This window comes from Stenotrophomonas sp. YJH_SMC_46, assembly GCF_059370315.1.
The window spans coordinates 81,236-95,097 of the sequence record NZ_JCAFTO010000003.1 but is presented as its reverse complement, the minus strand read 5'-3'; the positions used below and the strand labels follow the sequence as shown (position 1 = coordinate 95,097).

Here is a 13,862-nt window from a genome sequence, read left to right as displayed (position 1 = left end):
CGGGCCATGCCCGGCGGCTTTTGTTCAGCAATGTGATCGACTTCTGACTTACCCCGCCGACGTCCCCATGGCGATAACGTCAACGTGCTCCAGCGACAGGCGCCCGATGCATGTCCAGCACATCTACCTCGTGCCGCTGCAGCAGGTCGTCAAATGCATCGCCGCCAATCCGCTCGACAAGTTGCCGCTCGGATTCGTGGATGGCGATGCACTGCAGCCAATTGATCGCCACGGGCGGAACCTCCAACCCTGGAAAACTTGCGTCATTCCAGAAGAAGGGCAGCACCAGATAGACGTGCGGCATCCGGGTCGATGGGAAGTAGTCCTGCAGGATGTCGGAAATCACGCAACCCGGCCACACCGCCGCACGATCACGCATGATTGCAAAGGCGGTCGAGGCGACCACGTTGTCCCAGTGCTGCGTGTCATCTTCCGCACACGCGCACAGCTCGACGCGGGTTTCCAGCTCGTGCCCCTCTGAATGACGTAAAGCAAAATCCGATAGTCCGATGGACGAGATGGACTTCAGCCCTGCTTCCGGCGAGTTGGACGTCGTAAGGATATCGACCGAACGCAGGCGATGATCATCGTGAAAGGCCTGGACCTTGGGCCGCCCCTCACCGCTCATGATCTTGATTGCGTGCATCGCTACCGCGCGATGCTGCTCGGTGACCGTACCCATATCTGATTGGAACTCCTGAGTGTTGTTCGCTGCGGACGCATTCGCCGGGCATGGCCCGGCGCTACCGGCTGCAACGCTTCAAGGTAGCGTCCGGCTATGCCCAACGATCGGCAACCACGCGCCTCGTTCAGGAGAGCGGCTGCCAGGCCACCGCCGCCAGCACCGCCCTGCCCTGTTCAGCCAGCGCCTGCGAGCCGGGCAGGACATGTCCGTCGATGGCCTCCAGCGCCCACAGGCCGCTGGCGTTGCAGGCAAAAGCGGCCTTCACACTGCCTAGTTCAGCCAGCGCCAACGGCCGCGTCAACTGCGCATCGAGCCAGTGCCGCTTCAGCAGCGCCTCAGCCGTACCGCGCAGGGCCGGCGCCTGCGGCCAGAGCAGCCGTTCACCATCGTGCACGGCCAGGTTCCAGGTACTGCCTTCACTCACTTCGCCATCGGCGGTCACGAACAGCACGTCGTCGAATCCTTCGGCCATCGCCGCGCGGCGCTCGGCGAACAGGCCGAAGGTGCCCACATGCTTGAGCTGCGGCAGCTCGCGCTGCCAGGTCACGCTGCGCACACGCTTGGAGGCGGTCAGCGTCACCGGCGCTGAAACCGCCACCAGCACGTCCACCGGCACCGCCGCCAGCGGATTGCGGAAATCGAAGCGGCGCGAGTACACCGTCACCCGCAGCGAGGCATCGGCCAGGCCGGCCTGCCGCAGCGCCTGCGCCATCCAGCCCCGCACCTGCGCCGTATCCAGTTTGCTGCCGAACAGTTCGCGCGTGGCCTGCGACAGCCGCGCCAGATGAAGGTCCAAGCCCTGCGCTGCGCTGTCGCGCACTTGCAGCGAAGTGAAGTGGCCGTAGTTCACCAGCGCCGGCAGCAGATCCTCCACCTGCGCCGCCCGGCCGTTGCAGCTCACCATCATGGCAACAGTGCCTGCGCCTGCTCCCACATGCCGCGCAGCACGTCGGCGGCCGGCTGCGCCGGCGCCATCCACGCCGACTGCCCGGCCCAGGCCTGCATCGCCGCCAGGCGGTTTTCCTGCGCGGCCTGCTTGCGCATCGGCGCGGTCAGCCCACGCTGCACCGGGTATGGACGCGGCGCGGGGGCTCCTTCTGCGGCAGCGGCGCGCACATAGGGTGTCGCCAGGCCACGACCCAGGCGACCGCTGAAGGCACGGGTCGGCCAAGTGTCTTCCGGTTCGCTGGCGGCCAGCCCATCAGCCCACGCCGAAGCGATCGCCGCTTCGGGCGTGCGCAGGAAGGCGGTGCCGATCTGCACGGCGCTGGCCCCCAGCGTGAGTGCGGCAGCGACGCCACGGCCGTCGGCGATGCCGCCTGCGGCAATCACCGGAATCTGCAGGTGATCGGCCAGGCGCGGCAGCAGTGCGAACAACCCGACCAACTGGCGCTCGGCCATCGCCGGATCGAACGCGCCACGATGGCCGCCGGCCTCCGCGCCCTGCGCCACCACCGCATCGGCACCGGCGTCCTGTGCCGCGCGCGCTTCGGACAAGGTGGTGGCACAGGCGATCCAGGCGATGCCGGCGTCCTTCAGCTGCTGCACGTGATGCGGCAACAGCACGCCCATGATGGTCGAGGCGACCGCCGGGCGCGCGGCCAGCAGTGCGGCGAACTGTTCTTCGAAGTCGGCGGGCGTGGCGTCGGCGGCACTGGCGGGCACGTCCGGGCCCCACTGCGCGAGGAAGGCGCGGCTGGCGGCTTCGGCGGCAACATCACGGGTCGGTGCGGGATCGGGCACCCACAGGTTCACCTGGGCCGGGCCGGTCGAAGCGGTGCGGAATTCGTCCATCCAGCGACCGATATCGGCCGAAGAGGACAACACCGCGCCCATCGCGCCCATGCTGCCGGCGTTGGCCAGCGCGGCCGACAACGGCACCGGGCAGGCGCCGGCCATCGGTGCCAGCAGGATTGGAACGGAAACGCCAAAGCGCCGGCAGAACGCCTCGGCGCGGGAAGCTACAGCGGAACTCTGCATGACGGCCCATCATTTTGGACAGGCACTCATGGTGCGCGCAGGACAGGGGAAGAGTCGAGCCTGCTGCCTGACGGCCTGCTGCGGCGACTGTGCGCCGCCGCTCGAGCGTGGGCTCGGGCGCTACATTAGACTGCGACCGGGCCGTCATCAACGGAACGGCATGCCGCGGCCACCCATGGCGCCCATCATGCCCTTCATGCTGCGCAACATGCCCTTCATGCCACCGCCGGCCATCTTGCTCATCATCTTTTCCATCTGCATGTACTGCTTCATCAGCTTGTTGACGTCGGCCGGTGTCACGCCCGAGCCCTTGGCAATGCGCGCGCGACGCGAGCCGTTGAGCAGGTTCGGGTTGCGCCGTTCCTTCTTGGTCATCGAGTTGATGATGGCGATCATGCGCGGCACTTCCTTGCCCTGGCTGACCTGCTGCTTCAGATGATCGGGGATGTTGCCCAGGCCCGGCAGCTTGTCCATCAGGCCACCGATGCCACCCATGTTCTGCATCTGCTCCAGCTGGTCGCGCATGTCGTTCAGGTCGAACTTCTTGCCCTTGGCGACCTTCTCGGCCAGCTTGGCCGCCTTGTCCTTGTCGACCTGCTGCTCGACCTGCTCGACCAGCGACAGCACGTCGCCCATGTCGAGGATGCGGCTGGCGATACGGTCCGGATGGAACACGTCCAGGCCTTCCGGCTTCTCGCTCACACCGACGAACTTGATCGGCTTGCCGGTGATGTAGCGCACGCTCAGCGCGGCGCCGCCGCGGGCATCACCGTCAGTCTTGGTCAGCACCACGCCGGTCAGCGGCAGCGCATCGCCGAAGGCCTTGGCGGTGTTGGCCGCGTCCTGGCCGGTCATGGCGTCGACCACGAACAGCGTTTCAGCCGGATTCACCGCCGCGTGCAGGGCCTTGATCTCGGCCATCATCGCTTCGTCGATGGCCAGGCGGCCGGCGGTATCGACCAGCAGCACGTCCACGAACGACTTGCGCGCATCGTCGATGGCCGCGCGCACGATGGCTTCCGGCTTCTGGTCGGCGCTGGACGGGAAGAACAGCACGCCCACCTGCTCGGCCAGGGTCTTGAGCTGCTCGATCGCGGCCGGGCGGTAGACGTCGGCCGACACCACCATCACCTTCTTCTTGCGCTTTTCCTTCAGGTGCTTGGCCAGCTTGCCGACCGTGGTGGTCTTGCCGGCACCCTGCAGGCCTGCCATCAGGATGATGGCCGGAGCGGGAACGTTGAGGTTCAGGTCGCTGGCTTCGGCGCCCATCACGGCGGTCAGCTCGTCGCGCACGACCTTGATCAGGGCCTGGCCCGGGGTCAGCGACTTCAGCACTTCCTGGCCGACTGCGCGTACCTTGATGCGCTCGATCAGCGCCTGCACCACCGGCAGCGCAACGTCGGCTTCGAGCAGTGCGATGCGCACTTCACGGGTCGCCTCGCGGATGTTCTCCTCGGTCAGGCGGCCACGGCCACGCAGGCGCTCGATGGTGCCGGAAAGGCGCTGGGTCAGGGACTCGAACATGCGGCGCAACCTGTCTGAAAGCGGGGGACAATAAGGCAGACAGTATAACGGGTCCGGCCGTCGCCCCGGACTGCGACCACAGGGCCGTCGCCAGCATCACAGGGGTATGCGAAACTGCAACGATGACAATCGTTCTCATCGCCGTCCTGCTCTACCTGGCTGCCAGTGCCCTGCTGGTGCGCGCGCTCGGCCGCGATGAAACCACCGGCTCGCCCACCTGGCTGTGGCCCGCCCTGCCGGCGATGCTGCTGCATGGCGGTTACCACGTGATGGTGGCGATGCGTACCACCGGCGGGCCGGACATGCACTTCTTCGCCGCGCTGTCGCTGGTCGGCCTGGGCATGGCCTGGCTGACCTCGCTGGTCGGCGCGCGCGGGCGGATGTCGGCGCTGGGCGTGGTGGTGTTCCCACTGGCTGCCGTGCTGCTGCTGGCCTACCACGGCTACGGCCACGAGCCGAGCAAGGTGCTGGGCTGGCGCCTGGCCAGCCACGCCTGGCTGGCCCTGCTGGCCTATGCCACGCTGAGCATCGCCGCCCTGCTGGCGATCATGCTGTGGCTGCAGGAGCGCGCGCTGCGCCGCCGCGAGTTCCGGCCATGGCTACGCGCGCTGCCACCGCTGGCCGACCTGGAGTCGCTGCTGTTCCGGGTGATCACCGTCGGCTTCGCGCTGCTGACCCTGACCCTGGTCACCGGCGTACTGTTCGTCGATGACCTGCTGGCGCAGAAGCTGGTGCACAAGACCGTGCTGAGCGTGCTGTCGTGGATCGTGTTCGGCGTGCTGCTGATCGGCCGCCGCCGCTACGGCTGGCGCGGCATGAAGGCGGTGCACTGGACGCTGGCGGCGATGCTGTTGCTGCTGCTGGCGTTCTTCGGCAGCCAGTTCGTGATCGAGCTGGTGTTCGGGCATACGCGATAGGCCGTGTGCCGACCAACGGTCGGCACCAACCCAGGTACTGCAGGCCACCGGCCGCCCCCACCCACCCTGGTAGTGCCGGCCGCTGGCCGGCAGCCACGCAATGCGCGGACGCTGCCGCCGGTCAGGGAATCGGCTGCGCCAGGATTTTCCGGACCGAACGACCGCTGTTGGTGAGGATGTCATCAACCTGCCAGCACCCCTGCCCCTGGCGCACCATCGGCAGGCGGGTCAGGTAAGCCTTCTTCCACACCGAGTAGCGCATCTCAACCTGGCCGGCGGTGGCCGACGCCTCTTCCCAGCTGTAGCGCACCGGCGTTTCGATGTCGCCGTCCTGCGCATCCAGCCACGGATCGGAATCGATCGTGCAGATGCCCTCCTCGCGCTGTTGGCAGGCGCGCTCATCACGCAGCGCCTTGCCGAAGGCCACGCTGACCAGCGCGGCCGGCGGCTCCAGCAGATCACCGTTGCCGGTCGTCGCCTCGTAGAAAGCGCGGGCGACAGCCGCAGGCTCCTGGCAGGCGGGTGCAGCCTGTGCTGCTGGCGCCAGCAGCAGGCCGGCAATCATCAACATCCCTGTCTTTCGCATGTCCAATCCCTTTGGTCGTGATGGCGATCTCTTGTAGAGCCGAGCCCATGCTCGGCTGCGTTCCAGCATAAGCCGAGCGCAGGCTCGGCTCTACTTACAGCCCGTAACGCTCGATCACGTCCAGGTGCGGCTGGCGGTCCTGGTCACAGGCCTCGGCAAGCCGCAGCCAGCAATGCGGATGCGGCCACGTCGCGGTCTGCTGCTGGAGGAAGCGGTGCAGTGCCAGCGGTGCATGGTCCTGCGGCTGGGCCACCGTGAACAGCAGGCCCGGCAGCGTCCCCTCCTCCACATCGGGGTCGGTGACGGTGTAGTCCGGTCGGCTGTGTGACCACACCTTCCAGCCCTGTGCTTCGGCCGCCTCGACGAAGGCGTTCCAGGCCTCTTCGCCCGGGTGCGCGCCATCGATCATCCAGCTGCGGGCGAAGCCGCCGCGCTCCAGCACATGCACCTGCGAGTAGGTCGGGATGAAATGCTCGCGAGCTTCCTCCTCCTCGGGTGCCGGATGCACCAGCGCGGCATCGAACACCACCCAGTCGCCCACCTGCTGGGCGCGGTTGGACGGCGCGTTCTCGACGATGCGCGCGGTCACCGGACCGCTGCGACGGGCGTAGTACTCCATCGGCTCGCCGTTTTCTTCGCTGCGGATGATCACCCAGCCCCACGGCTCTTCGACTACGCCCTGCTGGCTGGACAATTCCATGCCAAGCGCCGCCGCCGAGCGGCGCACGGCGTCCCAGTCGCGCGCCGCGCTGGCTGCGCTCATGTGGTCCCAATGCGCGGCATTGGGCTCCTCCAGCAGCTCTACCAGCTGTGCATAACAGGCCTGGGCGTCGCTGAAACGGCCGGTTTCCATGTACATACGCGCCAGCGTGCCGCGCGCGCCGTGCGAGCCCGGAGACAGCTCCAGAAGCGATCGGGCCGCCTGCTCCAGCGCCGGCCAGTCGGACACGCGGCGTGCACGCTGCACCTCGCACCAGTGCGCGAACACCGGCACGCTGCCGCGATAGAGATCGGCCAGCTGGCGCAGTCCGTCGTCGTCGCCCTGTTCGGCCAGCCAGCGCATCAGCGTGTAGGCCGCGGGGCCATCGTGCTGCGCATGGCCGCGCACGAACCGCCACAGCAGCGACCGCGCCTCGGCCTGCGCGCCGCAGGCATTCAGTGCCGAGGCGGCCATGTCGGCCAGCGCCTCGTCATCGGGCAGCTCGGCATGCGCCTGCAGCAACCACTGCGCTTCGCGCTCGGGATCGCGCGACTGGTTCTGTTCGCCCTGCGCATCCAGCCATGCCAGCAGCTCGCCGGCCGGCACCGGCAGCGGCGCGGCGTCCGGCAATGCCTCGATGCGCGCGGCCAGGCCGGCCACCAGGGCCGCGGCACCACGGTCCTGGCGCAGCTGCGCCAGATGGGTGCGGGCCAGTTCCAGCTGCCGCAGTGCGACCCAGCGCGCGCCACGCTGCAGCGCCAGCTCCAGGCTCAGCGCCGCCACTTCGATCAGCAGGCGATGCGAACCAACCCGGGCGAAGTGCTCGATGATCGTGTTGAAGCGCGTGCCCAGGTCCCAGCTGTTGCGCGCAGGATCCCGCTGACAGAGCGCTGCCGCGGTGTTTGCCCACAGCCGCCAGTAGTTCGGAGTCAGTTCGCTCCACGGCACCAGCTGCTGCAGCGCCTCTTCGTCGCGGCCCAGCTGGGCCAGCGCCCAGGCCTTGGACAGGCGGCGCGGCACCGTGCAGTTGGCCGGCTCGTACTCTCCGGACGCAGCAACTTCGGCCTCCCGCTTTTCGATCAGCGCCAGTGCCTCATCGGCACGGCCCATGCCCAGCAGGATCTTGATCTGCATCTCCGGGAAGCTGTCGAACACTTCCTTGCCACAGGCCTCCACGGCATCGGCCTGCACCTGCAGGTAATCCAGTGCCGCCTGGCCACGGCCATCATCAAGCAGCGCATCGGCCTTCTCGCAGCTCAGGCACTGGAAACAGGCCCAGCTCGGGTCGATGCGACCCAGTGTTTCATCGCAGACCTCGATGCGCTCGGGCACCCAGCCCGGGCCATCGATGTTGCCATAGCAGGCGGCCAGGTCCTGGGTCACGCAGATCGACTGCGGGCATTCCAGCGTGTCCTCGCGGTGCGCGCGTTCAAACAGCGCTACGGCTTCGCCGAGTGCGCTTTCGCCTTCCACGCGGTTGCCGACGCGGTTGCGCAGCGCCCAGTGGCCGACATAGACGTCAACCCACGGGTTGTCCAACGCCTTGCCCAATGCGCGCGCTTCGGGCAGCAGCGCATCGACGCGGTCGATTTGCAGTTCACTGACCTCGTCGGCGAGACGGTTCAGCAGGTGCGCGTTCTGCGCCTGGCCGGCCTGGCGCAGGTCACCCTGCAGCTTTTCGACCCAGTTCCAGATGTCCATGGGGGTAATTGCTCCTGTCTAGCGAAGGCTGGATGAGAAGGTGCGGTGCTCAGCGCAGCATCTGCTGCAGGGCACCGGCGATATCGGTAAAGGCGCCGTTGAGATCCGGGCCGGGCGTAGCGTTCGCGCGTGCCAGCGGGCGGCCCTGCGCGGCGACGATGACTTTCAGCGAGCGCAGCAGGCGGGCTGCGGCCTCGGCCTGCGGATGGCCCTCGCGCTGGGCGCGCAACAGCGCCTGCACCGCCGGGTTGTCGAGGTTGAGGTACAGCCGCGATGGTGCGCGTGATTCGATGCGCGCGGTGAACTGGCGCGCCAGGCGCAGCGCCGCCATCGATACGCGCTTGTCGTTCTCGTCGTCTTCCAGGCGCTGCTTCAGCTCGGCCTCGCGGTCGGGCACCACCACCACCGGCAGCGCCTCCGGGCTGAAGCGTGCCGGCAGCAACTGTTCGCCGTCACCCAGTTGTTCGCGCAGCCAGGCCAGCTGCGCCTCGTCGAGGCTGTCATCACTGCGGAACAGCGCACGGTTGCCCTGCTCGGTACCCAGCTCGACCAGGCGCAGGCCCTTGGCCTGTGCCCAGCGTCGCAGGAACGGCACCACCGCGTAGCGATGGCCATGCGCGACCGGTACGCCCATCGCGCGGAACAGCATCTCTTCAAAGCCACCGCCGTTGTCGAGGATGACATGCACGGCACCGCGCGCCGGCAACGCGCTGGCCGGCAGGTCGCCCTGCGAGGTCGGCACCCGCACATGCTCCATCAGCAGTTCGAACAGGCGCTCATCGCACAGTGCCGCACCCAGCAGGGCCTCGTTGTGGCGGGTCAGCACGCGCCGCCAGGCTTCCGGCTGCTGTTTCGCGACGTCGGCCAGGCCGTCGATCAGCGCCTCCAGCAGTGCATGCTGCACCGCGCGGTACTGGTCATCGCGCTGCAGGTCTTCGCGGCTGGCGGTGGGCGTCAACCGCGAGGATTCGATCACCCCGCCGATGAAACCGGCCCACGGCGGCAGCAGGTCGCGCGCGTCGTCATCCAGCAGCATGCCGCGCACGAACACCGACAGGTTGCGGTTGTCGCTGGTGCCATAGGTGGCGCCGTCCTGCACCCACAGCAGGCCGGTGGCATCGCTGTTGCCATCGGCACGCAACGGCACGGTGACGATCGGCTCGAAATCATGCTCGAACCGCGCGGCGAACTGCAGCGCCTGGCGGCGGGCCTGCACCGGATGCACGGCAACATCCCCCTGATCGCGCCACGGTGGCGGCTCGGGATTGATCGCCTCGGTCGCAGCGCCAATGAAGATCGGCTCGGACAGCAGCGCGCAGTAGCGGCCCAGCACCTCGTGCAGGCGCGCCTCGTTGGCCAGCGGCAGGAAATCAGGATGCAGCTCCAGCTCCACCTCGGTGCCGACCGCACGTGCCGGCACTTCGCTTACCGTGTACTGCTCGGCATTGCTGGACACGTACAGATGGCCCAGGTCCGGGGTCTGGTACGAGGTGGTGCGCACGCTGACCCGGCGCGCCAGCACGAAGGCCGACAGGAACCCGAGGCCGAACATGCCGATCAGGCCCTCATCGTCCTCGCCGCCCTGGCGCAGGCCACGGGTATAGCCGACGCCGACGGTGGCCAGGTAATCGTGGATCTCCTGGCGGGTCAGGCCGGCACCGGTATCGGAGATGCGCAGCACGCCGGCACCGGCATCGACCTGCACCGAGATGCGCGACGGCACTGCGACGCCGGGCTGTTCGATGCGGCGGCGGATGATCGAGTCGTGCGCGTTCTGCACCAGTTCGCGCAGCGCCACCACCGGGGTGGAATACAGGTGCTTGCCCAGCACCGTCATCAGTCCATTGAGATCGACCCCGGCGCGACGGATCTCGGCGTTGGGGGTGGTGAGCGCGGTGTCCTGCATGTAATCGTTTACTCCTGGGCACGGAAAGACGCCAGAGGGCGTCTTCGTCGAGCGGGAAAAACTAGCACAGGGAAGCTGACCGTTGCTGCATTGGAAATGTGTAGAGCCGAGCCGATGCTCGGCTGCTGTTCGCTCTTTGTAGCGTCGAGCCATGCTCGGCTGCTGTTCGACCACCCGTCGACCATGGCTCGACGCTACAGAAAGCAGCCGGGCGTGGGCTCGGCTCTACAGTGCTGGCATCATGCCGCGTCGATAGCCTCGGACAGCCGCTCCACCGCGATCACTTCCATGCCTTTCACCGAGCCGCCCTTGGGCGCGTTGGCCTTGGGCACGATGGCGCGCTTGAAACCATGGGTGGCCGCCTCGCGCAGGCGGTCCTCGCCATTGGGCACCGGGCGGATCTCGCCGGACAGGCCAACCTCGCCAAAGGCAATCGTCTTTTCCGCCAGCGGCCGATCCTGCAGCGACGACAGCACCGCCAGCAGCACCGGCAGGTCGGCGGCGGTCTCCTGCACGCGGATGCCGCCGACCACGTTGACGAACACGTCCTGGTCGCCGACCAGCACGCCGCCGTGCCGATGCAGCACCGCCAGCAGCATCGCCAGGCGGTTCTGCTCCAGGCCGACCGCGACACGACGCGGGTTCGACAGCGGTGATGCATCGACCAGCGCCTGCACCTCCACCAGCAGCGGCCGGGTGCCCTCGCGGGTGACCATCACGCAGCTGCCCGGTTGATGGGTGCTGCCGCCGGACAGGAAGATCGCCGATGGGTTGGAGACTTCCTTCAGGCCCTTGTCCCCCATCGCGAACACGCCCAGTTCGTTCACCGCACCAAACCGGTTCTTGAAGGCGCGCAACAGGCGGAAGCGGCTGCCGCTCTCGCCTTCGAAATACAGCACCGCGTCGACCATGTGCTCGAGCACGCGCGGGCCGGCGATGCCGCCCTCCTTGGTGACGTGGCCGACCAGGAACACCGCAGTGCCGGTTTCCTTGGCAAAGCGCACCAGCCGTGCCGCGCTCTCGCGCACCTGGCTTACGGAGCCGGGCGCCGCGGTCAGCGTTTCGGTCCACAGGGTCTGCACCGAGTCGGCCACGATCAGCCGCGGGCCGGCCTTGGCCGCGTGCTGCAGGATCGACTCGACGCCGGTCTCGGCCAGCGCATTGACGCCGTCCAGCGGGAGCTCCAGGCGATGCGCGCGGCCGGCGACCTGCGCCAGCGACTCTTCACCGGTGACGTAGAGCACCGGCAGTTCGGCCGCCATCTTCGCCACCGCCTGCAGCAGTAGCGTCGACTTGCCGATGCCCGGGTCGCCACCCACCAGCACCACCGCGCCTTCGACCAGGCCGCCGCCCAGCACGCGGTCGAACTCGCCGATGCCGGTGGAGACCCGGCGATGCTCGGTCTGCTCCACGTCTTTCAGCGCGGTGATCTTCGGCGGGTCGATCTTCCCGGCCCAGCCGGCCCGCCGCGAGGCCGGCGCCTTGGCCGCCGCCGCGCTCTCCAGCACGATCTCCGACAACGAGTTCCAGGCGTTGCACTCGGTGCACTGCCCCTGCCACTTGCTGAATTCGGCGCCGCATTCATTGCAGACGTAGGCGGTGCGGGCTTTTGCCATCGGATGATTTCCAGCAATGGGAACAGGCGTGGCAGGATAGCCGAGCCGGGTCGCAGGTGCTGCGACCGCTCAAGTCCCGTCCACCCGCGCCGATAGCTGTCGCGGGCGTGCGCCTTGCGGGCGCCCCTCCCTCTCCCTCTGGATTCAACATGACTGGCAGTTACAGTCAGAGCCTGGTCGCCATCTCGCTGCTGGTGGCCATTCTTGCTTCGTACACGGCGCTGGACATGGCCGGCCGCCTGGCCACGGCCGAGGGGCGCGTGGCACGCTGGTGGCTGGCGGGTGGCGCGGCGGCCATGGGCCTGGGGATCTGGTCGATGCATTTCATCGGCATGCTGGCCTTCGACCTGCCGATTCCGGTCGGCTACGACCTGGGCATCACCCTGTACTCGCTGGCCGTCTCGATCGGCGCTTCGGCCTATGCGCTGTGGCTGGTGTCGCGCCCCAGCCTGCCGTGGCGGCGGCTGCTGGCCGGTGCGGTACTGATGGGCCTGGGCATTGCCACCATGCACTACCTGGGCATGGCCGCGATGCGCATGCAGCCGGGCATCGACTATCACCCCGGCTGGTTCGCCGCCTCCATTGCGGTGGCCATCGGTGCCGCAGGTGCGGCGTTGTGGATCGCCTTCCGGCTGCGCGCCGAGCAGCGCAACACCCTGCTGCTGCGCGCGCTCGCATCGCTGGTGATGGGCCTGGCCATCGTCGGCATGCATTACACCGGCATGGCGGCGGCGCGCTTCCCCGAAGGCAGCATCTGTGGCGCCGTCGGCAGCGGCGGCATCGACACGCGCTGGCTGGCGGTGCTGGTGATCGTCACCACCGTGGCCACGCTGGGTATAGCCCTGGTCGCCTCGCTGTTCGACCGGCAGATGCGCGTGCGCACCGGGCTGCTGGCCGATTCGCTGGCGCACGCCAACGACAAGCTGATCCAGGCGGCACTGCACGACCCGTTGACCCAGCTGCCCAACCGCATGCTGCTGCAGGACCGCATCGAGCAGGCCATCGAGAAGGCGCGGCGACGCAATCATGCGGTGGCGGTGATGTTCTGCGACCTGGATGGCTTCAAGGCGGTCAATGATGCCTTTGGCCACCAGCTTGGCGACCGCCTGCTGGTGGCGGTGGCGCAGCGCATCGGCGGCCTGCTGCGCCCGCAGGACACGTTCGCCCGCCTCGGCGGCGACGAGTTCGTGATCGTGCTGGCCATCGATATTCCCGACGATGCGGTGGTGGTGGCCGAGCGCATCATTGCCGCCGCCGGTGAGCCGTTCACGCTGGATGCGGCCGAACTGCAGGTCAGCGCCAGCCTGGGCATCGCCCTGTACCCGGACGACGCCAGCAATGAGCGCGAACTGATGGCGCACGCCGATGCGGCGATGTACCACACCAAGGAAACCGGGCGGAACGGCTATACCTTCTTCACTCCCTCGATGCAGCTCAGTGCCAATCGCCAGCTGCGCCTGCTGCAGGACCTGCGCAAGGCCATCGCCCGCAACGAACTGATCCTGCATTACCAGCCCAAATTCCCGGCCGCGGGCGCACCGGCCACCGGCGCCGAAGCGCTGCTGCGCTGGCAGCACCCGGAGCTGGGGCTGCTGGCGCCGGATGTGTTCATTCCGATCGCCGAACGCAGCGGACTGATCCTCCCCATCGGCGACTGGGTGCTGGACCGCGCCTGTGCACAGCTGCGCGCCTGGCATGACGCCGGCCACGCAGACTGGTCGATGGCGGTGAACCTGTCGCCGTTGCAGTTCGCCTCGCCGGCGCTTCTGGACAGCGTGCGCGAAGTACTGCAGCGGCATCGGATCGAACCGGCCCGGCTGACCCTGGAGATCACCGAGACCACCGCGATGAAGGACGTCGATGCCAGCCTGGCCATCCTCAACGACCTGACCACGATGGGCGTGCACATCGCCATCGACGACTTCGGCACCGGCTATTCCAGCCTGCTGTACCTCAAGCGCATGCCGGCCACCGAACTGAAGATCGACCGCGCGTTCGTTCGTGACCTGGAATGCAACGACGAAGATGCCGCCATCGTGTCGTCGATCATTGCGCTGGGCCGCACCCTCCAGTTGCAGGTGGTGGCCGAAGGCGTGGAAACGCAGGCGCAGCGCGAGTACCTGAGCGAGCTGGGCTGCGACCAGCTGCAGGGCTACCACCTGGGCCGGCCGATGGAGGCAGAGGAGTTCCTGCGCCGGGTGGCGGGGTAAAGCCGGCCGCTGGCCGGCTTCCCGCGATTGCCGGCCA

The 13,862-nt window shown here is 68.0% G+C and carries 10 protein-coding genes; 2 read left to right on the top strand and 8 right to left on the bottom strand.

Annotated elements, in window-relative coordinates; translation table 11 throughout:
- Nucleotides 1-79 precede the first annotated feature (79 nt).
- The 4 genes from AC5P8C_RS09850 to ffh all read right to left on the bottom strand — a co-directional run bounded on the left by AC5P8C_RS09850 (nucleotide 80) and on the right by ffh (nucleotide 4,189).
- The gene (locus AC5P8C_RS09850; RefSeq protein ID WP_495218653.1) at nucleotides 80-682 is read right to left on the bottom strand and encodes a suppressor of fused domain protein; all 603 of its coding nucleotides are present in this window, start codon (nucleotides 680-682) and stop codon (nucleotides 80-82) included.
- 127 nt (nucleotides 683-809) lie between these two features.
- Nucleotides 810-1,592: an aminotransferase class IV family protein gene (locus AC5P8C_RS09845; protein ID WP_019659266.1), complete on the bottom strand. Its 783-nt coding sequence runs from the start codon at nucleotides 1,590-1,592 to the stop codon at nucleotides 810-812.
- Nucleotides 1,589-2,665 carry an NAD(P)H-dependent flavin oxidoreductase gene (locus AC5P8C_RS09840; RefSeq protein WP_019659267.1) on the bottom strand — a complete coding sequence of 359 codons (1,077 nt, stop codon included), beginning with the start codon at nucleotides 2,663-2,665 and terminating at the stop codon, nucleotides 1,589-1,591. The genes AC5P8C_RS09845 and AC5P8C_RS09840 overlap by 4 nt, the downstream gene beginning before the upstream one ends.
- Nucleotides 2,666-2,812: 147 nt before the next feature.
- A complete protein-coding gene (gene ffh, locus AC5P8C_RS09835) occupies nucleotides 2,813-4,189 on the bottom strand; it encodes a signal recognition particle protein (RefSeq protein WP_010483267.1) in 1,377 nt (458 codons plus the stop codon).
- A 122-nt stretch (nucleotides 4,190-4,311) separates the two neighbouring features.
- Between ffh and AC5P8C_RS09830 the strand changes: the two genes are divergently transcribed.
- Nucleotides 4,312-5,106 (top strand): cytochrome C assembly family protein, encoded by a 795-nt coding sequence (locus AC5P8C_RS09830; protein WP_019659268.1) that lies wholly within the window; start codon nucleotides 4,312-4,314, stop codon nucleotides 5,104-5,106.
- A 121-nt stretch (nucleotides 5,107-5,227) separates the two neighbouring features.
- On the opposite strand, the gene AC5P8C_RS09825 is transcribed toward AC5P8C_RS09830, so the two are convergent.
- The 4 genes from AC5P8C_RS09825 to radA form a co-directional block, all read right to left on the bottom strand.
- Nucleotides 5,228-5,692: a YqhG/Tai3 family protein gene (locus tag AC5P8C_RS09825; RefSeq protein ID WP_019659269.1), complete on the bottom strand. Its 465-nt coding sequence runs from the start codon at nucleotides 5,690-5,692 to the stop codon at nucleotides 5,228-5,230.
- 94 nt (nucleotides 5,693-5,786) lie between these two features.
- A complete protein-coding gene (locus AC5P8C_RS09820; protein ID WP_019659270.1) occupies nucleotides 5,787-8,093 on the bottom strand; it encodes a tetratricopeptide repeat protein in 2,307 nt (768 codons plus the stop codon).
- Between the two features lie 49 nt (nucleotides 8,094-8,142).
- On the bottom strand, nucleotides 8,143-9,999 hold the full coding sequence (locus AC5P8C_RS09815) for an ATP-binding protein (RefSeq protein ID WP_019659271.1): 1,857 nt from the start codon (nucleotides 9,997-9,999) through the stop codon (nucleotides 8,143-8,145).
- A gap of 239 nt (nucleotides 10,000-10,238) precedes the next feature.
- The gene (gene radA / locus AC5P8C_RS09810; protein WP_019659272.1) at nucleotides 10,239-11,615 is read right to left on the bottom strand and encodes a DNA repair protein RadA; all 1,377 of its coding nucleotides are present in this window, start codon (nucleotides 11,613-11,615) and stop codon (nucleotides 10,239-10,241) included.
- A gap of 149 nt (nucleotides 11,616-11,764) precedes the next feature.
- Here radA and AC5P8C_RS09805 point away from each other — a divergent pair, with 149 nt between their 5' ends.
- The gene (locus tag AC5P8C_RS09805) at nucleotides 11,765-13,825 is read left to right on the top strand and encodes a putative bifunctional diguanylate cyclase/phosphodiesterase (RefSeq protein ID WP_233653095.1); all 2,061 of its coding nucleotides are present in this window, start codon (nucleotides 11,765-11,767) and stop codon (nucleotides 13,823-13,825) included.
- The last annotated feature ends 37 nt before the right edge of the window (nucleotides 13,826-13,862 follow it).